23 protein-coding genes and 2 pseudogenes are annotated in these 26,684 nt (G+C 40.1%); 15 read left to right on the top strand and 10 right to left on the bottom strand.

Annotation, left to right across the window (positions count from 1 at the left end; genetic code table 11):
* Nucleotides 1-14: 14 nt before the first annotated feature.
* The 7 genes and pseudogenes from AB4140_RS16795 to AB4140_RS16765 form a co-directional block, all read left to right on the top strand.
* Nucleotides 15-266: pseudogene (locus AB4140_RS16795) on the top strand (endonuclease III); the annotation flags it as partial.
* 99 nt (nucleotides 267-365) lie between these two features.
* Nucleotides 366-1,691, top strand: coding sequence for a tyrosine-type recombinase/integrase (locus AB4140_RS16790; RefSeq protein ID WP_372001843.1), 1,326 nt, complete (start codon nucleotides 366-368; stop codon nucleotides 1,689-1,691).
* Entirely contained in the window at nucleotides 1,688-3,334 is a 1,647-nt protein-coding gene (locus AB4140_RS16785) for a hypothetical protein (protein ID WP_372001842.1), read from the top strand. Before AB4140_RS16790 ends, AB4140_RS16785 begins: the two co-directional genes overlap by 4 nt.
* Entirely contained in the window at nucleotides 3,331-5,655 is a 2,325-nt protein-coding gene (locus AB4140_RS16780; RefSeq protein ID WP_372001840.1) for a hypothetical protein, read from the top strand. The genes AB4140_RS16785 and AB4140_RS16780 overlap by 4 nt, the downstream gene beginning before the upstream one ends.
* Nucleotides 5,656-5,665: 10 nt before the next feature.
* Entirely contained in the window at nucleotides 5,666-6,088 is a 423-nt protein-coding gene (locus AB4140_RS16775) for a hypothetical protein (protein WP_372001838.1), read from the top strand.
* Nucleotides 6,089-6,144: 56 nt separating this feature from the next.
* Nucleotides 6,145-6,582 carry a VPA1267 family protein gene (locus AB4140_RS16770; RefSeq protein ID WP_303414789.1) on the top strand — a complete coding sequence of 146 codons (438 nt, stop codon included), beginning with the start codon at nucleotides 6,145-6,147 and terminating at the stop codon, nucleotides 6,580-6,582.
* The gene (locus tag AB4140_RS16765; protein WP_372001836.1) at nucleotides 6,579-8,750 is read left to right on the top strand and encodes an AAA family ATPase; all 2,172 of its coding nucleotides are present in this window, start codon (nucleotides 6,579-6,581) and stop codon (nucleotides 8,748-8,750) included. Before AB4140_RS16770 ends, AB4140_RS16765 begins: the two co-directional genes overlap by 4 nt.
* A 446-nt stretch (nucleotides 8,751-9,196) precedes the next feature.
* Here AB4140_RS16765 and AB4140_RS16760 read toward each other — a convergent pair whose 3' ends face one another.
* The 5 genes from AB4140_RS16760 to AB4140_RS16740 form a co-directional block, all read right to left on the bottom strand.
* Nucleotides 9,197-12,805 carry an ATP-binding protein gene (locus tag AB4140_RS16760; RefSeq protein ID WP_372001834.1) on the bottom strand — a complete coding sequence of 1,203 codons (3,609 nt, stop codon included), beginning with the start codon at nucleotides 12,803-12,805 and terminating at the stop codon, nucleotides 9,197-9,199.
* 416 nt (nucleotides 12,806-13,221) lie between these two features.
* Nucleotides 13,222-13,671, bottom strand: coding sequence for a hypothetical protein (locus AB4140_RS16755; protein WP_372001832.1), 450 nt, complete (start codon nucleotides 13,669-13,671; stop codon nucleotides 13,222-13,224).
* Between the two features lie 150 nt (nucleotides 13,672-13,821).
* Entirely contained in the window at nucleotides 13,822-14,589 is a 768-nt protein-coding gene (locus tag AB4140_RS16750; RefSeq protein WP_372001830.1) for a DUF1883 domain-containing protein, read from the bottom strand.
* 236 nt (nucleotides 14,590-14,825) lie between these two features.
* Nucleotides 14,826-15,650 (bottom strand): hypothetical protein, encoded by an 825-nt coding sequence (locus AB4140_RS16745; protein WP_372001829.1) that lies wholly within the window; start codon nucleotides 15,648-15,650, stop codon nucleotides 14,826-14,828.
* A gap of 292 nt (nucleotides 15,651-15,942) precedes the next feature.
* Complete coding sequence (locus AB4140_RS16740; RefSeq protein WP_372001827.1) at nucleotides 15,943-17,694, bottom strand: P-loop NTPase fold protein; 1,752 nt, start codon at nucleotides 17,692-17,694, stop codon at nucleotides 15,943-15,945.
* Between the two features lie 103 nt (nucleotides 17,695-17,797).
* Between AB4140_RS16740 and AB4140_RS16735 the strand changes: the two genes are divergently transcribed.
* Nucleotides 17,798-18,004, top strand: a complete 207-nt coding sequence (locus AB4140_RS16735; protein WP_372001825.1) for a carbon storage regulator — start codon at nucleotides 17,798-17,800, stop codon at nucleotides 18,002-18,004.
* A 45-nt stretch (nucleotides 18,005-18,049) separates the two neighbouring features.
* Nucleotides 18,050-18,448 (top strand): LexA family protein, encoded by a 399-nt coding sequence (locus AB4140_RS16730; RefSeq protein WP_372001823.1) that lies wholly within the window; start codon nucleotides 18,050-18,052, stop codon nucleotides 18,446-18,448.
* On the opposite strand, the pseudogene AB4140_RS16725 reads toward AB4140_RS16730, so the two are convergent.
* The 3 genes and pseudogenes from AB4140_RS16725 to AB4140_RS16715 all read right to left on the bottom strand — a co-directional run.
* Nucleotides 18,435-18,572 (bottom strand): annotated as a pseudogene (locus AB4140_RS16725) (site-specific integrase); the annotation flags it as partial. The gene AB4140_RS16730 and the pseudogene AB4140_RS16725 sit on opposite strands and share 14 nt — an antisense overlap.
* Before the next feature lie 75 nt (nucleotides 18,573-18,647).
* Nucleotides 18,648-20,057 (bottom strand): DEAD/DEAH box helicase, encoded by a 1,410-nt coding sequence (locus AB4140_RS16720; RefSeq protein ID WP_372001821.1) that lies wholly within the window; start codon nucleotides 20,055-20,057, stop codon nucleotides 18,648-18,650.
* Between the two features lie 5 nt (nucleotides 20,058-20,062).
* Complete coding sequence (locus tag AB4140_RS16715) at nucleotides 20,063-20,599, bottom strand: response regulator (protein WP_372001819.1); 537 nt, start codon at nucleotides 20,597-20,599, stop codon at nucleotides 20,063-20,065.
* 131 nt (nucleotides 20,600-20,730) lie between these two features.
* On the opposite strand from AB4140_RS16715, the gene AB4140_RS16710 reads away from it, so the two are divergent.
* Both AB4140_RS16710 and AB4140_RS16705 read left to right on the top strand, forming a co-directional pair.
* Nucleotides 20,731-20,937 (top strand): helix-turn-helix domain-containing protein, encoded by a 207-nt coding sequence (locus AB4140_RS16710; protein ID WP_372001817.1) that lies wholly within the window; start codon nucleotides 20,731-20,733, stop codon nucleotides 20,935-20,937.
* 460 nt (nucleotides 20,938-21,397) lie between these two features.
* Complete coding sequence (locus tag AB4140_RS16705) at nucleotides 21,398-22,018, top strand: DUF6988 family protein (RefSeq protein WP_372001815.1); 621 nt, start codon at nucleotides 21,398-21,400, stop codon at nucleotides 22,016-22,018.
* A gap of 254 nt (nucleotides 22,019-22,272) precedes the next feature.
* Here the strand turns inward: AB4140_RS16705 and AB4140_RS16700 are convergent, their stop codons facing one another.
* A complete protein-coding gene (locus tag AB4140_RS16700) occupies nucleotides 22,273-22,830 on the bottom strand; it encodes a carboxymuconolactone decarboxylase family protein (RefSeq protein WP_055024802.1) in 558 nt (185 codons plus the stop codon).
* 18 nt (nucleotides 22,831-22,848) lie between these two features.
* On the bottom strand, nucleotides 22,849-23,667 hold the full coding sequence (locus AB4140_RS16695) for a peroxiredoxin family protein (protein WP_055024801.1): 819 nt from the start codon (nucleotides 23,665-23,667) through the stop codon (nucleotides 22,849-22,851).
* Between the two features lie 109 nt (nucleotides 23,668-23,776).
* Between AB4140_RS16695 and AB4140_RS16690 the strand changes: the two genes are divergently transcribed.
* The 4 genes from AB4140_RS16690 (at nucleotide 23,777) to AB4140_RS16675 (ending at nucleotide 26,656) form a co-directional block, all read left to right on the top strand.
* The gene (locus AB4140_RS16690) at nucleotides 23,777-24,370 is read left to right on the top strand and encodes a TetR/AcrR family transcriptional regulator (RefSeq protein ID WP_055024800.1); all 594 of its coding nucleotides are present in this window, start codon (nucleotides 23,777-23,779) and stop codon (nucleotides 24,368-24,370) included.
* Between the two features lie 165 nt (nucleotides 24,371-24,535).
* Nucleotides 24,536-25,357, top strand: a complete 822-nt coding sequence (locus tag AB4140_RS16685; RefSeq protein WP_198589623.1) for an AraC family transcriptional regulator — start codon at nucleotides 24,536-24,538, stop codon at nucleotides 25,355-25,357.
* A 141-nt stretch (nucleotides 25,358-25,498) separates the two neighbouring features.
* Nucleotides 25,499-26,299, top strand: a complete 801-nt coding sequence (locus AB4140_RS16680; RefSeq protein ID WP_055024799.1) for an SDR family oxidoreductase — start codon at nucleotides 25,499-25,501, stop codon at nucleotides 26,297-26,299.
* Nucleotides 26,300-26,344: 45 nt separating this feature from the next.
* Nucleotides 26,345-26,656 carry an EthD family reductase gene (locus tag AB4140_RS16675; RefSeq protein WP_055024798.1) on the top strand — a complete coding sequence of 104 codons (312 nt, stop codon included), beginning with the start codon at nucleotides 26,345-26,347 and terminating at the stop codon, nucleotides 26,654-26,656.
* The last annotated feature ends 28 nt before the right edge of the window (nucleotides 26,657-26,684 follow it).

Raw genomic sequence — 26,684 nt, 5'->3', positions numbered from 1 at the left:
GTCTAGTTTCACCGTCTTTTGGCTGGCCGACCATCGCTGTTGATACCCATATTTTTCGTATGGCAAATCGCACTAAATTTGCCATGGGTAAAAATGTCGACCAAGTAGAAGAAAAAATGCTGAAAGTCACCCCTGCCGAATTTAAAGTCGATGTACATCACTGGTTTATTTTACATGGACGCTATACCTGCATCGCCCGCAAGCCTCGCTGTGGTAGCTGTATGATAGAAGACCTTTGCGAATACTCTCCACCAAAGAAAAAGTAAAGGATTATACTCATGCGAAGTAATAGATTCCCAAGGGAATCTATTTTTTTACCTTTACAAAAGCAAAAAGGCCAATTAAGGTGTATTTATGTATAATTAATGGTTGACTTTGCAATGAATGCTTTGAGTGTTAATGTTCAAGTAAAAATATACAAGGATATAAATGGTTATTCATTTCCCGCTGTTATTAGGGATGGCTTACCTTGCTGCTTGTACTTGAATGCTTATCTTAATGGCAATCATAATTCTCCACTTTCAAAGTCAAAGTCAAAACAGTCACCGTCATTCTATACCATAAAAAAATATGCCTACGAATTGAAGTTTCTATATTGCTTCTTCATTGATAAAGGTATTGATCTCGTTGAGCGTGTTGCGAGTGGCACTTTTCTATCTATTGAAGAAATTGACAGTTATATTCGTACTTGTAAATTTTATGTGGGCACAGAATCTGATAGCGAAGACAGCACAGTAGTTACCCTTACCGATAAAAGAATCAGGGATGCAATCCATGCGACATCCAACAGTCAATCAGAAGTGTCAGCGCATACTTTTAATCAACGCCTCAATCGCCTGAAAGCCTACATTGAGTTTTTATACGTGTGCCATCACTACGATAAAGCTGAAACTAAGCAGCAAATCAGCACCGATGACCAATTTAATAAATTTAAACTCTACATAAGCACCGTAATATCTAGCTCCCGAAAGGACAATACTATTACTAAAGATGCTTTTGAATCTGCTATCCCATCCGATAAATTCTTTAATTTGTTGGATGTTATTCAAGAATGCTCTCCTGATAATCCATTCAAATCGAGTAAACTTCGAAATCAAATAATCGCCCAAATATTGATTGATTCAGGGGTACGCGTGGGTGCGGTATTGAAATTAAAGGTAAGTGATTTAATAGATGATTGGGGCAATCCTAGATTCCTACTCACCCGAACGCCCAACGACCCAACGGACACAAGACGCCTTCCCGCTGCGAATAAAACAAAAGCACTTTCTGTTCCAATCTCTCGTGATTTAATGAAGTTTATTAAGCTCTATATTGAAACCGTGCGTAAAAGCACACCAAACGCTCATGAACATGATTTTTTATTCATCTCAGAAAAAGGAAAAACCATCGGACAGCCAATGTCTTACAACGCAATCCACAAGGTAATTAAAACGTTTGGCGACTCTATTGGCATAACTCTGCACCCACATTTACTTCGCCATAAATGGAATGAAATCTTTGAAGTTAGAGCAAAAGAAAGAGGGTTTTCACCTGACCAAATCGAAGACCTTCGCAAATATGCGATGGGCTGGGTTGAAGATTCAAAAATGGCATTAATCTACAACGAGTTCATGTTGGCGGTAACTGTGGCTGAAATTTCATCGAGTAATCAGAGCCAATCAGTACCGAATCTGAGAGGTAGCAAATGAACAGCGTTGAACTTAAAAGCTTAAAAATTAGCTATAAAGGAAAACGAATTTTTCAATCAAAACAAACGGGCTACGAGTTCGATCTCTTTTCTGATGAATGGTTGCTTGGCTACAAGAAACCCCTTTACCTTAACTGGATGAATGAGCTAGATAGCGAAACCTTTCTCGACCTACGACTGACTATCGCGCACGTTGCTAAACATTATGCTTATTCAACCCTAAATGGCTATGTCAGCACCTTAAAAACCATTTGCGATTACTTAGAGCCAACGACTTTTGAGGCGTGGCGGTTAACGCTCACGGACTATAAAAAGGCTGTAAGAGATGCCCTAAACGCATTTACCAAACGAAGTCACGAGTACCGCAGCAGTCTTCTTACTCCGCTCTATGACATCGTTAAGGATGAGAATTTAGGCACACGAGGTCATCAAAAAAATATCCTTGATGAAACAACAGGCGCTTACAGTGAAATCGAGCGTGATAACCTTCTTGAAGCACTAAGAATTGAAACCTTACATGCGCTCAATAATAACAGCGCAACAACACAGAACTTCACTCGCCTTAGAACTGTTCTAGCTTGTCAGATGATGGTTGCCATCGTCAGAAGGCCTACGCAATTGGTTAAAATTAAATGGTGTGATCTCTTACGGGTAGGCCAGGCATTTACGTCGCACAAGGAAAGCAATCGAGATTGGCAACCTCTCACACAGCATCATTTTTCTGATGTAGAGCAATTGCACTTACGAACCTTTAAAGGCAAAACTGGACAGTTTAGAGTCGATGCTGAGTCACGTTCACATCGCTTAGAGCCAAACCTGTCTGAGCTGTTGCTTCAGTATTACCAAGTGTACGAAACCACCCTTTGTGCTTCATTGAGCATAAACAACATCGTACTGTCCGAAAGTGAAACCAAAGAGTTAATGCAACGGCTCCCCTTGTTTCCAGACCAAAGTCTATTTTCAGCTGAATTTGATACAAAAGAGAATCTGTTTAAATCCGTGAGCGATACATCAGAGGCTTTCCACCTCCAATCCACCTCTCTTATGGGTAATATTGCTTACCTCTTCAATAAAAAACTAGACATTAAAAGTGACCGTATAGCCCATAAGCCACTTGCCTTTAAAAATAATCGCTGGCGTCATACCCAGCTCACTCTCGCCGCTTGGATGGGATTAAGCCCTGCGCAAGTTGCTGCCATTACGGGGGTTACAATAGACGCAATACAAGCTTACCTTGATTTAAAAGCGCCTGAACGAGTCAAAATTGACGAAGCCTTTGCGGGTAACAGCGTCATACAGCGCTTTGATAGCATATCTTCGAAAAAATTACAGCAACACTCAGACTTTAAAGTTAAAAGCCCTTTTGATGAAGAGATGGGGCACAAACTTAACCCAGCCAACTGCTCAAGCTGTCAATCAAAGGGAGCCGCTCCAATGGGGTGCTATCCCTGTGATAACTTTCGACCTTTGGAAACCGCAAACCATCAGCAATATTTAGATAAGGCAGAGCGTAAACTGGCGATTAATAGTCAATCAGGCCACCCCGCCACGGTTAAACGACTGCAAACCATTATTCTTTATATCAGAGTGACAATGATGCTGTGCGAAGAACGACAAACCATGAAAGTGGGGGCGCAAAAATGAGTCAGATTAACCGCTACATTGATAATCAACGCGCTTATGTCGCCAAAAAGAAAGCACAGCCTCTGATTGGATTTACCAACGCTCAAGGTGAGCAGGCATCTTGGGAAGATATTGCTGTCACATTTACCGACAGTGACAACAGAACCCAGAATATTTACTTTTGTAATCTAAATAGAAAGAAACCCCAAATAGGTACGCGTTTCACGGATGAAGATCGTTTAGCACCCGAGGTGCATGAGTTATTATTTACCTATGCCCTTGATATATTAAAAGAAAACATATCTATAAAATATAAAGTAGGAAAACTCACAGCCGCAAGAATCTTCCTTTGTCACCTAAATGAGAATGTCGCGACCGCCACCCTTGAAAGGATTCAATCTGCCATCAACCTGATGACATACAGCACTAACTTAACATCTTTTATCAACTGGCTGCATCAACATAAAATGCTGGCGAAGAGCTGTCAGCCCTACATTAATACTACAGTTGAATCAGTTCGCAGTAAAAGTGGCGATGATGCGCTACAAGCAGAACAAAACAAGCTCCCCTCCGAAAACGCACTACTGGCGCTCGGGGCTATCTTCTATGATGTTATTCCAGCCTATCAGGGTGATGACAAGGAAAACATTAAGGCTTGGCAATCCCTTTTATTATCGAAGCAAGAGCAGCGAGACAGCTTTAGTTGTACCATGGCAGCACTTGGCATGGCTTCACCTAATCGGGTCGGCGCAGAGCAAGTACTTTTAACAGTGCAACGCATAAAGGCTCATACACAAGTTGTCGATGGACAGGAAAAAACGGTGCATTATCTCAACTGGCGAGGCTCAAAGGGGTATAAGGATAATCAAAATCACATTAATGCAGAAATGGTCGACAGCGTAGACAGAGCGTTGCACTACACCATTCTCGCTACAGAGCCTGCAAGAGCGCTGGCTCGATTCTATCAAAAGCCGAACCGCCCTCTCAAAGAAGTGCTCGGTGAATTTACGCCCAGCGATGAGAATATTGCCCTGCTTAAGCCTTCCATGAGCAAATCAATCAATCTATTACATCTTGGTTTGCTGCTGGGCTTTTTTGACGGTAGTGACAAATGTGTGCGAGTTACACCTGACACAAAAAGGGCAACCGACAAAACAGACGTACGAAACCCGCATCAGCCAAGGTTCATCAAGCCCATTGCACAGCTTGAACCCTTCGACACACTGGTGTTTAAGGGTCACTGCCCTTACGCTTTTGCGCTTACAGGAAGTTCGTGCAATTCGCAGCCTCAATACGATAACTATACAGCAGGCAAGCAAGAACCCACCGTAGCAGAGTTTCAAAATCACACCATCGAGATGAATCAATCTCACCTAAAAGGTTACAATAAACATCAAACTAAACTTGTGGATTTTGAGAAAGCATTATTTGCCTACACACAAAAGCAATTGGGTGGCAGAGTGACACACCCCTTCTTTTTAGTGGCTATCCATTCGCTAAGTAGTTACTTTTCTGACGATCTAATAAAACGCTCTAAAAGTAGGCTTACGCTCTTTGAGCGACACGGCTTCTCATCCAGCTTTTTGCTCAAGCCGCACCAACTGCGTCATTGGCAAAATGATCTTCTGGCGAAAAAAGGACTGCCTCACCACCTTATTTCTATGTTGTCAGGCCGAAAGAGCGCCGAGCAAACACTGACCTACATCCATACCACTGACGCTCAAAACGCTTCTGTCATTGGGGATATCTCTTATTCTAATGAACTAGAAAGCGATGTCGAAAATAAGATAAAGCTTCGTATTGCGACCATGGAACAATTTAATAAGGCTATCGACAATGAAACACCGACTTTTGTTCATGAAACAGGGTTTTGCGATCAAAACCTCGCCCTCTCACCCTGCACTTATATGTCGGAGTTTGAAACGCAATGTGCGTTATGCTCATCTTCTTGCCATGTGACCCATGATAGTGAGGCAATCGACTTACTCCAGAAGGATTTGAAAGTGCAAACGCACAACTTGGAGAGGGTTCAGGCGTCTATCAACTTTGAAACCAGTGAAGCGCAGCACAAGTGGTACAGAACCCATTATCGCAATACTTGTATGCTAAAAAAACTCATTGAAGTGTTGTCCGACAAGACAATAGAGGAAGGTCGTATGGTGCGATTGCTAGCTGGTTCAAACAGCATAAGAATCACCAATTTAGAGACCCAAACAGTGGAAGATACAGAGTTAGCGCTACCTGATGCCGAGCAAGCCCTGCAAGCTGCTATTGAGGCAAAAAACGACAATAACAAAGATGAAGCCACAAATAATTTTTTGGGTTTCTTGGGCTCACTCTAGGGCAATAAATATGGCAATTAAATCACTAGAAACTGAACAGCAAATCTCCATTCAAGCCCTCATCCGAAGCTGGGAGGGTAAACTAACGTGGGATTTACTAGTCACAAAAATAGAATCCAGCTTAGGTATCGCTACAACGAGACAAACGCTCGACAAGTACGCCAATATCAAGCACGAGTACAAGCAGAAAAAGCAAGTATTAAGGGGCAAGCCTGTTTCGTCTGAAAACAAGGAATTAATTGCTTACTTGCAACAAGACGTGGATTTAGCACAAAAGGTGATACAACTGGAGGCGCAACTTGCGGTAGCACAGTCAGAGATTGGTAAGCTTCAGGCTTTCATTCAAAAGTTATCCAGCATTGGCAAAACTAATCCAAGTGTCATGGATGTGTTTCAAAAAACTCTGCAAGACATTGAGCGCAGCAATTCGTAAACACCCAACAATGTCTAACGCACTCAGCCTTCAATCAAAATATAGCGAGGGGTAAAATGGCAGGTGGTCAGCAAAAGGCGCAGCAAAACCTTGAGGCATTTGAGGTTTGGAAAGCCACACAGACGGACGATGACTTTAAACAAATCGTGTTCAGAGGTCAGCTTAATCGCATTGAAGTGGCAAAAGGGATTGGCTGTGGTAAATCTGCTTTAAATCAAAACCCTGCCCTCAAAACGGCACTTAAAGCTTTAGAAGATGAACTGCGTGGTAAAGGCGTCCTGCCACCTTTAACTAACGCTGCAAAGAAGAATGCGGATAAACCCAAAGCCTACGACAATACAGCGAATCGTAAACTGCTTGATTCAAAGCGAGTGTCTTTATTAGAGTCTGAGAATATTGAATTAAAAGCTAAGGTCAAAGAGCTTGAAAAGCGACTTGAACGTTTCGGTGAACTGTCTGAAACCTTATCTGAAATGGGGTTAATGCCACGATGAATGCCGCTTTGCATGAAGACCAGATGCGTGTAACTAGTGTCCCTTTCCGCTCGACCAACATGGTGATATTCAGCGGTGTGCCGCTGGCAAAAGGCTCTTACAAAACCAATAGTGGCAAGTATTACGTCACCATCAAAGTCGACCCTGAGAGCATCCCCATACAACCTGAACTGGGTCAGCATTGGTCAGTCAAAGGTCATCGACAATTAAAAAACATCGAGACAGGCGATTATGTGATGCAGCAGCACACCTATGAATCACCAGAGTATGTTGAGTGCTCTTTGCCCGAAACAGGTGAGCAACTAATACGCTTTATCGCCAGAGAAAGCATATTCAAAGGGATTGGGGAAAGCAAAGCCAGAGCGCTTTGGCAGCTCTTAGGTAAAGACTTTCATGTCACATTAAGAAATGACACACCTGAATCCAGAAAGCGCCTGAAATCGATTGTGAATGACGATTCTGTGGAATCACTTTACAAAGGCTATGCCAAATACAAAAATTTAGCGTATTGCAACTGGATGAGTGAGCACAAAATCCCTGCCAGTGTGCAGCAACGGCTCCTTAAGCATCATGGTGAAGTCTCTATCGATGTTATCAAGGGCAATCCCTATGCACTTATTGGTTTTGGTCTTTCGTTCAGCGACATTGAAGATATTATCAAGGTAACGGATTTTAAGACCGATGTTGCAAAGGATGATCCAAGAAGACTTAGTGCAGCACTTGAAATGGCTATTCGAAAAGAAATTGAAAAGGGTCATACCTATACCACTCACACTAACGTGCGCCCTTACCTCTACAAACTCCTTAAAGACAAAATACTGATAACGCAGGCATTTCAATCGGGCCATAATAAGGCGCAGTACATTTTAAATCCTGACAAGGGAACTTATCACCCAACCGCACAACTCTTGATGGAGAGTGTCGTTGCTAAAAGACTTAACGCATTAGTCAAATGCAATGATTTGTTGGATGAACAGGCTAATGCTGCATATTGTACTGCGGTTGCCGAGCTGCCTTACGACTTAACCAGCAAGCAAACCGAAGCCGTAATAACGTGCTTAGATAGCTCGGTAAGTTGCATTACAGGCGGAGCAGGCACAGGCAAGACAACGGTACTAAGAACCGCACTTAAGGCTTATCATCAACAGGGCTTTGAAGTCCATGCCGTTGCGCTGAGTGGTCGCGCAGCGATGAGACTGCATGAGTCGATTGGCTTTGTCACTTCAACCATTGCTAAGTTTCTCCGTGAAGAGCCTATTGAACCCAGCGATAAACAAACCAATCACCTCTTAGTTATTGATGAAGCGAGCATGATTGATTTGCCGACCATGTATCGCCTTGTAAATCACATTCATCCTTCTACACGATTAATATTTACTGGCGACCCAGACCAACTTCCACCAATAGGATGCGGTAAAGTACTGGCTGATATTGTTCAAGCAAAAACGGTTGCTAACACCATGCTGGATATTGTCAAAAGGCAAGAAGGCTCAACGGGCATCCCTGAATACTCAAAGCTCATTAATCAGGGCGTGATGCCAGATCACTTAAGCACAGATGCAATACACTTTCACGAAACCAGTCAAGAAAACATTGCTCAAGTCTGCTGTCAGTTGTATCAAAAGTCTCCCGAAAATAGCCGTATTATGGCTCCTACAAAAGCCCTAGTTGCTGAAATCAATATGCTGACCCAGGAGGCCATAAATCCCAATGGTAGTAGGCTTGAATTTGAAATTAATAGTGAGAAGTTTTTTCAAAATATCCGTTTAAATGACACGATTTTGTTTACCCGTAATCATTACGATAAAGGCATACAGAATGGCTCTCTTGGTGTTCTCACAAGCGTTACGGCTAGTGGTGATAGTTATGGTGAAGTGACCCTTGATACTGGAGATAAGATTGAAATCACACAAACTGTATTGGATTGTATGGAACTGGGTTATGCAATAACCCTTCACAAAGCGCAAGGCTCCCAGTTCCCACGTATCATTATCGCCCTGAAAAAAGGCAGAATCGTAGATAGGGCTTGGCTCTATACCGCAATCACGAGGGCGGAACATGAAATACATATTGTCGGCTCAAGTGCTGAATTTAGACTTGTAACCGAAGCCCCTAGTCATTCTCACAAACGCAATAGTTATCTTGTTGAGCTTTTAACAAAACAATAATAAAACTTATGATTAAGGAGTGACTACGGGTGCAAGCGGAAATAAGCTGTGTGTTAATGCGAAGCATTATCCATAGTTTATTCTGCGCTCTTGCGAAGCTAGATGTGCCTGTAGTTGAGCGACTAATCTTGCAAATCACTTCTGCCCAGAAGTGTGTCAGGTTCTAGTATCAAAGCTGACACGTTTCTGGACATTTCCGAGTTAGGTTTTTAACTCTAATCCGTGAGTTTCGGATTAATATTTCTATGGGTTAACATCGCCGCCTTTAAAGGCTTTCCATTCCCAACAATTTGGCATTTTATTACTTTGTTCATAATTTATGGCATGTAATGCTTGTACATGAGCAAGCGAAGCCAATCCATGTTAAACAGCCACGATACTGATGTGGCTTATTACGTTATGCTATGTTAATTTTTTTAAACCACTGATTATATTGCTTATTTATATCACCTTCTATAAAGGTTCACTTTTATTTCGTCAGTGTAAAAACTATCAGTCGATGATGAAATAATGCCTTTTGAATCAAGCCATTTAACCAAAAGCTGATTCTCGGGAGTGTTTTTCAATCTCGGCGAGTTGTATCCTGTTTTTATTTCTGAAAATGGTTTAGGTAGATTGCTCAAGGCAAGGCGAACTTCGTCATTTGTCATAAGAGAATGATACTTGTTAAGTAGTGTGATTTGCGTCGTTATGGGCGAAGAATACCTTATCAGGGATTGTGCAATACTCCGATTAAGACTGGATATGTTGGCGTCGGTGTTGACAATAATTGAGCCGATAATAGCTGACCGCTTAGGAAGATCCACAAGCAATTCTAGGTCCATCAATTCAATTATCCCAAGCTTGGCTATATTATCAATTTCAGAGCGAAGAAGCTCCTCTAGAAAGTCATCGTCGAGTGCAAAGCTGTCAGAGTCCGCAAGATATGAGTCGATGTTGGCCGCTACGAATAAAATCTGCAAATCACAGTGTTCAGCGATCGCATCGAGGTTTTCCTTAGTGAATATTAACTTACCTTCACTAATCAGTATTTTAAGCTTGTTTTCTTCGATTTCTTTTGGTGGACTCTTGAACGACTTCGGCAGGGCGTGAGCATATTCTCTGTAGGCTTCATCAGACAGCGAGCCCGCATTGATGAGGAAATGGCGCAGCTTTAGTGAAGCCGGATCACTAGGTATAGGTTGTTCCAAGATAACTTTACGGACAGTATCCCGATCAAGATATCCGATTAGGCTATTTTCTTCGAACATTTTACTGTCGATGAAAGTAAGACAGTTGGCCCAGGTTGGCTCGATCCCACCTAACTCAAACAGCATCGAGTGTAACCTCTCAGGCACGACCTCTAAGGCTGGTAATAGAGTCGTTTGCCGTTCAAGAAACATCTGAATATCATCTTGTTCAAACGTATCGCATTGAATCACTTCAAGGATAGCTGAAGCATTCTCGTTAGAATTTTCTTCAAGCTCCAAAAGTATATTTGTAAAGTAGCAGTTGAAATCGCGCTTTATTCGCTTAATCAGGGTTTCATTATTCGTCGAACGTATGGCTGTGAAGTTCCTCGTTCGTAGTGGCTCAAGATCGTTCTCTCCTAAAATCGCTTGCCAAACGTATTCTAGATTCCACATATTGAGCTCAAAAAGCCCCTCTTTGAACATCATACCTACAATCTCAGAGTGTTCTTTGATGGAATCTAGATCTTTGACTTCAAAATCGAGGCATTTAAGGCGTTTAGGTGCTAGTTCAGGTAAATTCACCAAAATCTCAGGAAGATTCGCCGAAACGAAATCTGGTAACTCGTCAAAATCCATTGCGAGTGTTTTGAGCGAGGTTTCTGGTAGAATCGCGAGCAGTTGGCTGACGTGGGAGATATTGTTTGGGCTGGTTATAACTGCTGGGATAAAGCCATCCCATTCATTGGTTAATCCTGAAAGAAGTCCTGAAACATCGTTGCCGCTGTTGTAATAGGCATCGAAAAATCTCTCGCAGCTATTAAACTTCGATGAGAGGTACTGGAAAAGCTTTTTAATATGCTCATGGTAACTGTTTGGCTCACCTAGAAGAGTATCCACAATTTTGACGTTCAAGACATAGCTTTGACTGAAGTCTTCATTTCGCATAGCAGCAATAATTTCTTGTGGATTATCGAGAGGGAAATCAGGCTCTGGTGTGACAAATGCCCGTATCTGGATCAGAAACTTGTTGTCATTAGGCGACAAACGTCCCGAGTGAAATAGTGAAGTGTATTGATAATAGGTATCGTCAATATGACCTTCTAGAAGCAGAAAACGGGCAAGTTCTCCGTTTTCACCGAAGGTTGGCCAATACTCCTTAAGAATGCTGGTATTCAAACGCAGCAGCTCGTAGAGCTTGGTTTGCCGGTGTGTTGCTATTTTTGATCTAAGATCACTTATTTTAAGCAAGGTTTTATTCTTATTATCAGCCGACTTACTTTCGATTATCTCTTTGCGTTGAAGGTAAGATTTATAAGAATCCACCTCGCTTTGCAATTTCGAAATATCAACCTGATTACGATGACCTTGTTGGTTGCGGTAGTGTAGAACTGAACCTTCAAGCAGTTTATCTAATGAATCTTGCCTGACTATATCAGGAATCGAGACCCATGTTTGCTGATTAGAACTAACGCTCATAGCATTCGCTGGAAGCTTCTCAACTAAAGCCATAGCATATACTTGCTGTAACTCTCTAATGTCAGAAGGTGTCTGTTGCTCTGCAATTTTAAGCCATTCTTCAAGTTCCGTAATCTCTTTTCTATACGTCACTTCAATAGAATTAATAAGTTCGTTTTTTAAATTCAATATTCTAAATAGATTACCCGTGCCACGGTGCAGTTGTTCAAAGTCACTCGGATAAACATTTTTATAGATAAGGATCGCAAGAAGCTTGTTGGCATCGAGCAGATTCTCTTCAGCTGAGTCCAAATTAGCAGAATAAATAGCGTATTCATTAAAGATGTTTCGAATCAATCTCAGGTCGTTCAGGTAACGTGAGACCTCTCTCAGAAACTGCCGTTTTAGACGTCCGTCGAGCTCCAGTCTACTTCCTTGATCCAATACCATGTCGATCGAATTCGATGTGTTGATGATAGGTATGACGGGAATAATGAATTCAAAGAACTTAGTTCGTTCGGTGTTGACAAACATATCGTCACGCAGGGCATAGAGGAACCTAATAGTACGCTTAACACCTGCGTTTTCGTTCACGAGACTATTAATTTCACGGAGTGTGACGAAAATATCCGCATTATTAAATCGGTCTAAATCCTCAATGATTACAAGATCGTATTTAGTCGATTGGAAGAAGTAGACTATTTCGTCTAGATGACGGTTCAATATGGACGCTTGATCGTCAGATACTGGTTTAATCTCAACGTCCTTCAACGAAATGCTCTTCAGTGACAGACCGAAACTAGCCACATAAAAGTGATGCAGGACTACCCAGAGGAATACTGCCGCGAAAAAGAAAACTCCTATATTAAACCAATTGCTGAGTTCAAACGGAACCAAAAATTCACCTTTGATTATATCTACTCGTAAATGAAATACGTACCAAAGCGCAATAGCTCCAAACATGATGTAAAGAGATTTAAGAAACGACCAAACTCCTGGTGACTGAATTCTTTTGAAGCGCGAAAGAGGAAGTTTGTTTGCGTCAGCACCGTACAATATTTGCTGTAGGATGCTTCTTTCAATCTCTTGCCGACTAACATTATCCCCCCCTGTATCAGTCTCGGGAACGAAGGAGGCTAGAGATATTTGAAGCGCAGGTCGTCGATACTTCTTCAAGAAGGATTGGATGATGCTGCTCTTTCCCGAACCATAAGGGCCAGTCAGAGCAATGTTGGATACCTTGGTATTATTCGTAGCAAACAAAATAGCTTCGGTATATATACCTTCCTTGTCTGCCTGATCAGTTGGTGCGAGATCCACGAATTTAGATTGTTTTATATCCGAATGATTAGACTTTTCAAGCCATGAATCAATATAACTGAGCCAACTTAAAAGCAAATATCTAAAGGTAGTGATTATTTTTGTCATACGATACTGAACTATCTAACCTAAAAGCGATTGATTTCTAAAGACACTTTGTAATATTCCTGTATTCAGGTCAATAGTTAAACACCTGAATCAATATTAGTATCTTGTTTTTGTGAAACATTATTAAAATTAGGTCAACCGACAAACGTATGGGCAAATATTATGATTGCTCGAAACAAACTTTGGGGCAATTGCGCGTTAGCCCAAAACAGCGCAAAATTGCAGTAATTTATGCATGAACTAGACTAAGTGTAAATCTGATTCACAGATACAGTCTTACCTAGAGTGATTCACGGGCTCATTTTGGCATAAATGAGCGAGCACAACGTGCGATTCAGCATCACACCTTAATCACTAAACTAAATGTATGGTTAAAATGCACGCGTGCTGAAACCCTCTTGAACAGTTTATTATGTTTAATTTTCAAACGCTTCTTTTACTTTTTCATTGGATTCGAGTGCATATTTAAGGACAATAATTGAGCTATTTAGTAGTTCTTCACTGCGTTCGGGGGCAAACCAGTTTCCGTTAAACTTGCCTCCATGAAAAAGGTTATTTCTTACTCGACGAACGTAGAGTAACAACAAGTCCGTGCCATTTCCCGGTGTAGGTGCTGCATCAGACCACGCAATTTTCCCTTGCTCAATTACTTGCTTCTTTGGTGGATTAGAAAGAATATATTGCTTAGCCTCATTGAGTTTTTTATCTTGTATAGCTTGAAACTTAGAATCAATATCCTGAGCAAAGGTTGTCCAGTCAGGATTTGCATAACCCTCACCAGTATGGAAAGAGGCTGCTTTTAAAGAATATTCAATTCTTGAAAAGAATTTAAAAAAATCAAACGATAACTTATCTAATTTATCCACTGTAATTCCTATTTTTGGTAACACATAGACGTCAAAGAAAGCGGCAGTTATTAAGTTGCGGTTTTGTGGAATACTTTTGCGCAGCAAAACCACAAAACTACGTCTGAATAACGGTCCAGTGCACTTAGTGCGCGATGATCCAGCGACTTGTTATGCTTTTGATTTAATAAGCTCAGCAATTTCTATAGCAATCTCTTCAATGGTGTGAGTTGCCGTGCTTCGAGCAACTTTATCTGCAATCGATGGGCTAAAATCTATTACTTGTTGTTTTGTTATGCTGTGCCAAATCGGTAATAAGACTTGCTCACCTGACACTGTTCTAGTAACAATTCCATCAAGCTCATAGTTGGTCCAGCCTTTCTTTATAAATGAAGGCGATAGAACAACAAGCCCTACTTTACTATTTGCTAGACCTTTATCTATTTTTTGCCTCAGACTATCCCCAATTCTAAGTGTCATTTCGTCATACCACACATTCAGCCCTTGAACTATGAGAGCATCTGCTAGAGGGCGAACAAAATCATCTTTATCTTCAGATGCGTGTGAAATAAAAACGTCATGAGCTTCTTCACCAGATTCTGTTGGCGGTGGAATATTGTCACGAACTAAGCTCGGAACTTCCGATAGAGGTCGATCTTGAATCGTAGGTAGTGCACCTGGAAGTATTTGTACAGATGCTTTAGTGCTCCCTCTCAATCCTTGCATATCAATTGCAACATGCCAGTGACCAGAATTTGGGATTTGAAGTCTCAATGGCGATTTATTTGCTAAGCCACCTATATAGCTGTGCCGTCTTCCATTTTTATAATTGCTGAAATCAGAACTATTCATTAAGCGAACGTTAGCGCCACTAGTCAAAGTAACCTCAACAATTTCACCTGCTTTCCTTTGACCTAAATCATTATGAATGAATTGCAATTTTGATTACTCCTGATAGGACATAACATTTGATTGGTACGCATGCGCGTTTACCTCATTAAACTAGTAAAAACGCGCATAATTAATTACTTGTCATAAAAGGAACTTATCAGCTTTTTATCAAATACACCATGATGAAAAATACGCATACACATTTTCCAAACCTAGCAATCAGAAGAGATGGTCATTAGCTTTAGTGACGGAATTTTCTAGGGTTCCGGTGTAGAACCCCTGATTTAAGCTGGGAGTTTGATCAGCCGATTTATATCATGGCACCAATAGGCTGATCTGCTATCAGTGACAATTGCATAGTTCAGCATTGATATACCGTCAGCGGAAGTCGTATCAACCGGAAAATTTTCTGGCAGCAAGACAGTGCTTGGGTTGATCGGTACAAAATTAAAGCTCGGTACATCTGGAAGTGCTATTTCCAAATCAGATAAGCGGTGAACCATCCAGCGTATGTTCTTTAGCCCTAAGCTAACACATTCATAGTCACACCACACTTTGTGGCTATTAACTTCATGATCTTCTAGGGTAGGCCCCGATAGTCGGCCTCCTTTCTTCTCTATATGTTCTCGGATATATTGAGGTATATCTGCCTCTCGCTGACAAGTTTTTGCAATCCACTCTGAGATAATTTTAGGAGGGAATTGAGGTTCTGGGATACCATCAATCTTGTGAACTTTTCCGCTGCTACGGAGATAATTTGAACGAACTTTCCAAGAGGCTAGAAAATTTGAAATCGCAATACAGTCATCTTTTGATAAATGATCAACTCCAGAAGCTACACTCTTACGAACTGCATAAAACTTTGTCTCTATCGCGGTAAATATTTCTTCCATTCTGGTGTTCCATGCGCGAAGAGAGATTGCGTAATCGTCGTTCCTTTCGTATTTTATCAACTCAACATGTGCAAAGGGTTTAACTACTCTGTATATCTTGTTTTCTTTAGTTGAAAAATGCTTCATCAAGCCATTTGGCAAAAAATGTTGCCTGAAGGTTATCTTAAATGGATTGCCTTTAATTATTCCAAAATCATGAGCTTTTGTCTTTCCCATTATATCTCTCTAGAATTGAACTGAACCTGCGATATACTACACTTTGTGTCATTACTAAAATTAGGTCAACTTAGCAAAGCTTAACGGTTCAATCAGTTACGTTCAAAATCGTTTTGGGGCAATTCCGAGTTACGATGAACAAGTGCAGCTGAATTTTCTGATAACTTATTCTATGCCAAACACAACAATTGACTACAAAGTCGTGGCCAGTTTTGCTGAACCACTACACTAGGTTGGATGCTAGCTTGGTGCTGCATCCAACTGATAGTGTCATAAAGTAGAAGTTAGAGTTTTACCCCGTCACATTTTCGTCATGAATCTCGTCTTCTCCCATCCAATCAAGAGGGGAAGCCAATTCGACAAAATCTTTATACGCCTCCATATCAATTGACTCAAAATTACTCTTTATATAAATAAATTTTATCCAATTTATAGATGAATATATAAAAATGTTTGTATCAGTTGATCGGTTACACGCCCCATATGCTGTCACAAGCTGTGAACCTATCTTTTGTAGGGGAGTTTGCTTGTCCCTTGAGGCTCTTTCGTTGCCAAGAGATAACAAAAATGCTTTGTTCATTTTTGTTTGCGAGTTAAAATGGGGCGAAAAAATACTCGTTAGGTACTCAATTAATTCGAAGTAATAGGTGCCTTCAAGGTATCTATTCGGCTGAGGTGCTCTTTCAAGTACATCAAATTGAGGATGATAGTCTCGTGGTGTGAATGTCATCTCTAATTTTTGATGATGGAATTTTTCAGGCAAATAATCTCGCAGGAACTGTGGTAATGTTTGCGATGCATTTTTACCGTCAACCACTATTGCTCTTTCAAATCCACCTTCAACTATTTCATCAAAAAGTGCTGAATCATTTTCTTTAATACAGAGTAAGGTAGTTAGCATTAGGATATCAATCTTAGACCCTTTTGGAAGGTTCGCGATTGTTATAATGACTCTATCTGTAATTTGGATGGCTGTACGAACTGATACCTGAAACGCTTCGAGAATAACAGAGATATTTTTTAAGGTAATTGAGCCATCTTTATTAAAGGGGAGTACATTAATACCCAATTTTTTAAAGTAATCTTTAGAGAGCTTTCCAATATCACAATGGACCTCTAGGAAATTTTCTAAGTTAGGTGCTTTAAGGCTGTAGCGGCTATTAAAAAAGCGCCCAAGGTAAATTTTAGCGTCAAATCCTTCACCGTAAATCGCTTTTACAGCATGTTGCAGTTGCTCTGTATCTGTCGCCACTACAAAAACAACGCCTTTAATGTCAAATATGTGCTTAATGGTTTCAAGCATTTCTACTGCATAACTCGGCCTGCAACGATCTAATTCATCAATAAATATGAATGCTGGGAGTGATTTTTGTTTTAGGCCAACAACCGCATTTACCCACTCTAGTACGCTTTCTTTTAAGCTTTCAATAGCTTTGCTTTTTGCATCATGTTCATCGATCAAGTACTTAACCATTTGAGATGCTGCAAAGCTCATATCAATTGGTTGGCCATCAGCGTCTGTAACATCTCCGCCGTCTTCATCTTTAATATTCCCGATGCTTTCATTATCGTCTTCTGCATTCATGATATCTACAGGGTCTATCCCTACATATCGTTTAAATAACCCCCTACCTATACCTGGTGCAGCGGCTTTTAGTAAACCAATAAGTTTACGAGGGACTTTAAACTCCTTTGCATCTTCATCTTTCCCTGCTTGAGTTCTTAATTGTGAGATGATGGCAGATATTACAGTCATTAACGGGTCGTCAGAATAGTCTTTTTTCCAAGCATCAACATAAACAACTGGATAGTGTTCTTTAATATCTTCGGACCAGCGTTTAAGAAAATATGTTTTACCAGCGCCCCACTCAGCATTAAGGTTTAGGACATAATTTTTATGACCACCGTTACTGTCTTCTGCTTGAGATGCTAAAACCTTGGTAAGAAACGTGGCGTATTTTGCTCTTCCTAGCCTATCTTCTGGGAATGCATCACCATCAATTGTTGAACTTTCTGACCAGTTAAGTTCAATTTGCTTAACCATTTAACATCCTTATTATTTATAGCGTTAGGCTTTTATCTATTGTATTCGTAATAACTAAAAATGGTCTACACTTTATCGACATATTAAAAACAAGGAATGTTTTATGTTGTATTTAACCCGCCTGAAAGATGAATCTGTCGTGCTCTCTGGGGTGCATGATGCCCATGGCAATCTATTAGATGATATTGAAATCGTGATATTGCCTAATGATAAAGTGGGTATTAGTGCCGATAAAAAAATTACCATTCTGCGAAAAGAGCTAGTGCAGCGATACTTCCAAGATGGTACTCAGAAAGCCTTGCAAAAATAATAGAATTAACTAACATGGCTGTATATAAATACAGTGGTGTTGGTTATGAAAATTATTCCTATATACGCAAGTGCTGGTATTACAGGCTTTGAAAGCCCTGCGGCAGAATATAAGCAATCACCCTTATGCCTTGATGATTTACTAATAGAGCACCCAAGCGCGACGTTTATAGGTCAAGCTAAGGGCGACTCGATGCAGGGAGTCGGCATCTTTGATGGCGATATTCTTGTGGTTGATAGGCAGTTAACCGTTAAAAATAACGATGTGATCGTCGGGTGTTATAACGGTGAATTTGTTTGCAAAATTATTGATACTCATAATCAACTGCTGCTGTCAGCTAATACTGATTATGAGCCTGCCTTAATAACGGCCAGTGAAATGTTTACGATCGAAGGGGTGGTATCACGTTCAATAAGATGCCACCGACCGGCTAAGTTTCTATAGAATCTTTGTCATGTAAACGTTTTGGGTAAAGCTCAGTATAAACTTGCCATAGCGTATTAATGTTTCTATGGCCTGTCACTTGTTCTACTTCATCAATGGTGTAGTCTTTTTCAAATAACCGGCTGTGTAGTGGTCAAGAAATATTGGCCACAGTCAAAGAGTTTTTTAAAATGGTGGCACCATAAATAAGGTTTCCGCATCAAAAAGGTGAGTTGAACGTAGATACCACCTTTTCTCTAAAGCCACCTAAAATCTCAAAAGATGGCGATTGCCCCCAACTGAGGTCTCGATTGTTAAGTGGCATTAAAATTGGAGATTGAGATTCATTTTCGTGTGGTGTGCTAAACCTAACTTTATGCTCAGCTTGAAATGAGGTGCTCGCTCGTATTATCTCGCTTCTCCCCTGCTCTGCGGAGACCGAAACAGTTTCGGATTCCCTGAATATGACGGGTACATCTGGTATTTCTTCAGCGATGCGATTTGCAAATTCTACAAGCTTTGGTGCTGCAAAAGTATATAGCCAAGCCTCCTGATTGATAGCCTTGTTTACTCGTAATATCCTACCGAGAACTTGCCTAAAATAGAGTTCAGTTTTCACTCTGCTTAGGTGGCAACACACCTGCAAACGCGGGATGTCTGTACCTTCGCTGATCATACCTACGCTGACTATCCAGTTCGTTGTGCTATTCCTGAATTCGTTAATTTTATGCGAAGGCTGTTCTTCTTTATAAGTAACTATTTCGGCAGTTTGCCCGTATTCACTTCTGAGCATATTTAGAATATATGCGGCGTGCTCTATAGATGATGCAACAACAAGTCCTGCAGCATTCGGGTTTTGAAGTCTTATGTCGTCGAGCTTGTTAGTCGCCAACGTTAAGGCATGCCGAATGGCTATATCATTTTTAATAACCGATTGGTAAGTAACTAATGAACCTTTGAATAGAGCTTCTAGGCTATTGAACGTCTTGGTTTCATTTTCTTCGTCAGTAACCGAAATTCTTTCATTATCGATTAATACAATCTTTGGGCTTCGGCATACACCATCAGCAACAGCGTCCCTTAAACCGTAGATATAATCACACTGTATTTGATTGTCTGGGTCTGTATAACGAGATAAAGCTATCGGTGCTTGATCTGAGCGCCATGGAGTGCCAGTTAACGCTAAAGTATATTCGGCTTGGCTTTGAATATTCAATAAGATCTCTTCCCCCCAGGCGTTAGCATCTTCAAGAGAACTGCCAGAGCAATGATGGATCTCATCAAATATCACGAGTACCCGATTTTGTTTTAACAGTTGCCAGAAATCCTCTTTGAAAGACAGCATGCTTTGATAAGTATAAGAGCAACCAACGGCACCTATGACACCATCAAAACGACACTCTAACAGCCTAGAGAAAGTATGCTTAATACCTTGCGAAATATTTATCGAAGGTGAAAAGCAAAGTACAAAATCGATCAGGTCTTGCTCAAGCAGCTGAGCTGCGACTTCTGAAGCCATAATCGTCTTACCAGCGCCTGGAGTTGCCAAACAAAGGAAATGTTTATGTTTGGCACTAAAGTGCTCTAGAGCACCATTGACGCACTCTGATTGCCACTGTCTTAATTTCATTAAGGTTACTTTTGTTGATGAGCTAGGACGGATTTAATCGCTTTAATTTGACCGAGTAGTTTTGAGCTGTTTTCACGGGCTTGTAAATACTGGGATTCAAGGTGCGCTTTCATCTCTGGGAAGGATTGATACAACCTCATATATTCTTCTGACTCACCAATGCTAGTGAGTAAATCAACTTCAGATTCTTTAAGGCGATTTTCAAGCTGCTGCACAGCGAGACGAGTACTTGCATTAGTCAACTCGGGTTTATTAACCTTTCTTTCAGTTCTTTCAGAGATAAAACTCGCTTCATGAAACAAATCCGACTTCTGATACGTAATTCTTTTAGAGTTTTTCGTTCCTTTTTTTAACAATAGCCCTTTCTTAACTAGCCTCAAAATTTGTCTGTAAACATACTTGCGAACCTCTACAGAATCCTTATTAGTAGGAGATATAGCTAAATATGCATCACGCAATTGAGATACACGGAAATTGTTAAAGCTCTCATCCTGGAGAATAGTATGCAACCTTGTGCATATTTTCATTGAAATTTTCGACATTACTTTCTCGCAAGAGGTAGTGGTTCACTGTCTTAAGCTCTTTGTAATGAGCATTAAACTAAATACGGATTATAATCCGTGGCTTTATAAGCCGCAACTTTGGATAGTCTTTATCTTTAACGAGATGAAAAATGAAAGACTTAGCTATCCAATTTGGAACAAAATTGCGCGATAAGCGCAAAACACTAGGCATTTCTCAGGATAAATTGGCATTACTAGCAGAGATTGATCGCAGTTATGCAGGACGAATCGAGCGCGGTGAAGTCAATATCACGCTCGAAAAAGCCTATCAGTTAGCAGAGGTTTTGGGGTGTGATGTAAGGGAGCTGCTTCCTTAGTTCAAAAAACAATTTGTGTAACGTATTAAAATTACAATAGTTGTCATTATGGAAGTTTTTACTCTAATTGTGGCATAGTGATTTTAGGTACTGATTTGTTGTTGAACGCATTTTTTATCGTGATAATTATCTGAAATATTTCACGATGAGTCACACTGATTAAATCGTTTTGCCCCTTTCATTAGTTGGGGCTGACAGGCTACACAGGTGTTCAGCCTCCTAATTACCTAGTTTTATTAATCCATAAATGTCGCTTAATTCTATTTTTAACACGACATCGATATTAATAAGCACTTTTAGATTAGGAATATTCGTTCTTTTAACATTATTTTGATAGAGTTCTGATTAATTAATAGCTTTGCTTAATCAAGGCTTGAATAATAGCCAATTTGTTAGATGTGTATGATCGTTTTGAAAAATAATCGCGCAACACATAAATACTAAGACCTTAAATGTAAATATGAATAATCTACCTAAATATATCGAAACTCTTAATATTATTGAAAGAGATATTGTTGGGATTAAAATTGAGACTTCAAAGGTTTCTGTTAAGGCAGCTGCAACTTTATTCGCTGTAACGCTGGATCACTCACAAGGAATAAAAAATTGCCTTATTGGAGAAGCATATCCGCCAGCTTTTTCCTTGTTAAGGGTATTGTTCGAAACATATATTCGCGCAATGTGGTTAGAGAAGTGTGCAGATGAAAAACAGTTGGAAAAATTCATCAATGAAGATGAAGTTGTATCAAAGAAAAACAAAAAACTATATTTCAAGGACATGATTCTAGAGGTAGAGTCACTCCATGAGTTCCCCGCATATTTTTCTGAAATTGCAAAATATACGTGGAATGGCCTGAATAGCTTCACCCACTCTGGCAGCATACAGCTCCACAATAATTTCAATGGTAGTACCATACAGAGTCGCTATGACGATGAACACATTAATGAGGCTTTAGAGTTTTCAGCAATGATCTCTTGTATGGCTTATGCTGGATTATGTGATTTGGCTACAAGTTCTAATGCAGGGAACGAGTCTGAAAAACTTATGACGTTTGTGCAATCCTGGGCATGTAACAAATAACAGCTCCTGCCCATACAGCTACAGCGCATGGGTAGGAGGGCTAATCTAAACCCCCTCAGTTCCAAAATTGTTTATGCCCCATAACAAGCTAGAGCAGGAATGAGGCTATACTAAAGATTCGTAATTTGACTTACTTTTCTTTATGCCTAGAGTTCTGACTATGTGGCCAAATTTACTAATCCACAACACATATACTTATGAAAATACACGGCCATTAAAAGAGAGTATCAGTAGATACTCTCTTCAGATTGATCTTACCTCTCTGAAGGGTGAGTCCAGTCAAAAGCCTTTAATGGGGCATCAACTGGTGTATGAGATAATGCATTGGTGAAATTTGAAATGAGTTTGCAAGCTAAGCCTGTCAACACTTCAAGTGCATGCCGCTCAGTGTATCCTACCGTTAGAAAGTTCTGCAACTTTTCATCACCTATATGACCACGATTATCTAGTAGCTCTTTAGTAAAGACATGCAACGCTTGTAGTTTGACATCAGGTAACTCATTTCCTTCCCGTAGTGCTTCAATAATGCTTTCTGGCATATTAGCTGATTTCATGATCCACGTATGACCAGGAACGCAATAGTGACAGTTGTTTTCAAAGTTTGAGGTCATCAGAACCACTTGAGCTTCGAGTGGACTGAATAGTGTACTTTGCGTGAATAACTCATAAGTCTTCAAATAAGCTTGATAAGTTGCGGGAGCATCTGCTAGCACTTTATGTAAATTTGGAATTAAACCAAGTGATTTTTTAGATTGCTCCATCATTTGCTTTGAAGCTTCTGGTGCTGTTTCAATATTGTGGTAGTTAAACATAATAATTCTCTCGGTTTATTATTTATTAATGGTGAAAGCGTTACGTAAGGCTTGAGTTAATCGTTCTTCGCTTGCTCTTAGTCGATAGTCTTCAGACTGATCTATCCATTGGATGACACCATGTTCATCAATTAAGACCGATGTTGGGATAGACATTGATTTGTATTCAAATGAAGTAGGAAATGGCAGCCCTAATACTGTTTTTGTTTTAGACGAGTCAGCCCCTAAAGCCTTGTGGTGTTCAACGCCGTATTGTTTAACTACTTTGAGTTCTGGGTCTGACAAAAGAAGAAAATCTAAACTATCTCGTTCGATGTGCATTTTTGCTTGTTCTGCCGTATCTCCCGACAACGCAACGACCTTAACGCCATATCGATCTAGGGTCGGTTTCATATCGTTAAACATTTTTAATTCAGCACTACAGTATGGACACCAAGCACCTCGGTAAAACTTGAGTAGAACGCGTTGATTTTTTATGTCATCAGCCGAATAAATCTCGTTGTCATATGTTGTTGATTCGAATTGTGGGAACTTATCTCCAATTACAACTTTAATATCACCTAGAGGAGTATCTTTTTGACTGAATACCCAAATGAATTTACCACCAAGAAATATGGAAAAGCTGGACATTAAGACAACGAAAACAAAGCTCCAATGCATATTTATAATCCCACTGATAATTGCACCTAGCCCCAAAAGGACACCTGCCGCAAGTGCTAGCATAAGGATGATAGGATTTTTGGGAGGCTTGTTCTTTTTTACTTTTAGAAAGTAATGCAAACTTCCAATCACCGTTGAGGCAAATCCAAGTAGTGATAGTGCTATAGCTGAAAACATCGTTTGTTCCTCATTGTTTTGTTTAATTGTACCAGTTAGTACATTTGCAATTAATGTACTAACTAGTACAATAGGTGTCAATAAGAATTTTATGTAGTTGTATAGATAAATGGCAAAGAAAAGACAGTTTGACGAGATAGAAGTGCTTGGAGTTATGGCCAAATATTTTTGGCAGCATGGTTATGCGTCGACTAAGGTGGATCAATTATCGACCGTTACAGGATTAACTAAAACCAGTATTTACAACGCGTTTGGCAACAAAGAAACCGTGTTTAAATGTATAGTAGATTTCTATGTTGAGCATCACATGTCTGTGGTACTCAGGAAACTCGACTCAGATAAATTAATATCAGAGAATCTTCAATATTTATTTGATAGTGAGTTCTTAAATCCAGAGAATGATCTACTCACTTACGGCTGCTTAATTACAAACAGTATTGTTGAATTAAAATCAAACGAACCAGCCCTCTATGAGTATGTTATTAAGAAGTTTGAACAAGGTCGTATTGCAACACTGGCATTTTTTACTCAATATGAGAAAACAGAACGACTTATTGATGGTATAGATGCGGAGCATTTGACCGACTATTTCCTTACGTTTCGTCAAGGACTCAAAGTTCAATCAAGAGGGCAAAGACCACATGAATCTCTCGCTCGATCTATACACGTATTCATGCTTGTATTGAGTACATTTGAAAAATAGATTATGCGTAGGCTATTCTCGAGCTTTAGTTTTGTTGTCGAGTTTTAGATGTCTAATGATTATGAATGCAGCACCGTAGCAACACGATTCTAGTTGAGCCAATTAGTTAATCGAGCAGGTAGACTGCTTTATCCTTATCGCAATACTATTGAATGGTGCCTTTAAATGAAAACAATAAAATATAATGGACGTATTGTTTTTCAAAAACAAGATATACCCAGTTTCAAACGTATGCCGCGCGTATTTGTAGACAGTGAAGCGTGTTTTGCGTTTGTCACAAATGGCGATTTTAACGTCAGGGAACAGACAGAATCTGCTTCATTGAACAAAAACTGCGGAATACTGGCAAAATGCACTAACTACTTTTATGAAAACACTAGCTATCATAATGATGAAGGTGCAGGTGAAGCGATTGGTATCCTTCTCTATCCTGAAATATTTCAGTCACTGTTTAACTTTGATATTAGCCAGTCAAAATACAGGGTCGATTATAATATTTTGCAGGTTGAAGTGGACAAATTGCTAGAGCACTATCGTGATAGCATCAGTATATTGCTGGATTCTCCAGAGTTGGCGGATGATTTGCTTATCGAGAGCAAACTACGTGAATTTGTCATTCTTATGGCGAAAAGAACCGGCGCACCTTCTGAACTCGATTTTCTTGCTTCTATGTTTAAACCTAACTTTGCCAAATTTGAAGATATTATCCAAAGTAATCTGTATGCGGATCTGAGTGTGGATGAGTTGGCAGCACTGTGTCATATGAGTGTTTCTACTTTTAAACGTAAGTTTAAAGAGGTGTATTCAGAACCCCCAATAAAATACATTAGCAAATTAAAAATCAACAAAGCTAAAGTGTTACTGAAAGATAATAGCTTACGTATCTCCGACATCGTTTTTGAAACGGGTTTCGAGTCGGTTTCCACGTTTAACCGTGCCTTTAAAGGACAAACAGGCCTATCCCCTTCTCAATTTCGTTTAACTTGACACCACCGCATTTTAACCTTTCTATTCAGGTTGGCTCGTTTGAACTAATGTGAGCAATTTTTGAACTTTTATGGAGAGCTCTGTACCTCCAAATTCCATATAGTTACCCCATCAACTAAACACAGAGAAAGGTAACGAATTATGGGTATCAGCTTTAAAGAAAAATATGGTGATTGGGCACTTATCACAGGGGCAACATCAGGCATTGGCGCAGAAATGGCAAGCCAGATTGCGGCAAAAGGATTGAACGTTGTTTTGGTCGCTCGTCGAGAAAAAGAGCTTGAAGAGCAAGCTACGTTGCTTACGGAACGCTACGGAATTAAAGCAATGACAGTTTCTGCTGACTTAAGTACGTCAGAAGGCGTCGAAAAAGTTAAGCAAATTGACAAAAGTATTGGGCTACTTGTACTAGCCGCTGGTATTGAAGTTAATGGTTCGTTTGCTAAATCATCTCTAGAGCAAGAGTTGAAGATGATACAGCTTAACGTTACCTCTGTATTGCAACTGACTCACCACTTTACACCAGCGATGATCGAAAGAAAAAGAGGCGGTATTTTAATGGTATCAAGTCTTTCTGGTCATATGGTTTCCCCATATTTTTCAAATTATGCAGGTACCAAAGCCTATGTTCTTCAGCTAGGTGCATCTCTTCATGGCGAACTTAAACCCAAAGGTATTGATGTAACGGTTCTTTCTCCTGGGTTAACAACTACACCGATGACTGCTGATAATGGTGTTGACTGGTCAAAACTACCTATGGTTGCAAAAGATCCTGCGGAAGTAGCAGAAATAGCTATCAATGGTTTGGGTAGAAAAGCAGTTGTGGTTCCAGGTAAACGTAATCGAATGACCGCTATTCTTTCTGGGATCATCTCCCACCAAAAGCAGGCAATAATGGGTGAATCAATGATTGGAAAAGCAATGCCCAAGAACAAAATGTAACCCCCAACAGTTTAAAACTTTAGTGAAAGAAAAAGGGAAAAAGCAATGATTAAAGTATACGTAATATACCCAAATAACGATGATGTGATTTTTGATTTTGATTACTACTGCAACAAACATGTTCCTATGATAGGAGAGCTTCTGGGAGACGCACTAAAAGGGGCGACAGTAGATGCAGGGCTAACAAGTGTTGTTCCTGGTGAAGCAGCGGCATATGTGGCGATTAGTACAATTTCATTTGAATCTATAGAGTCATTTCAAACGGCATTTGGCCCAAATGCAGAGAAGATAAAAGCTGATGTACCGAACTTCACTAATACCGTTCCAACAATTCAGCTTTGTGAGCAAAAAATATAGAACCGCAACTCTCTACGGTGAAAATGAG

The organism is Shewanella sp. 10N.286.51.B2, from assembly GCF_041469265.1.
GTDB lineage: Bacteria > Pseudomonadota > Gammaproteobacteria > Enterobacterales > Shewanellaceae > Shewanella.
Note: the sequence above shows the minus strand (reverse complement) of the source record. Positions and strands in the feature narration are given on the sequence as shown.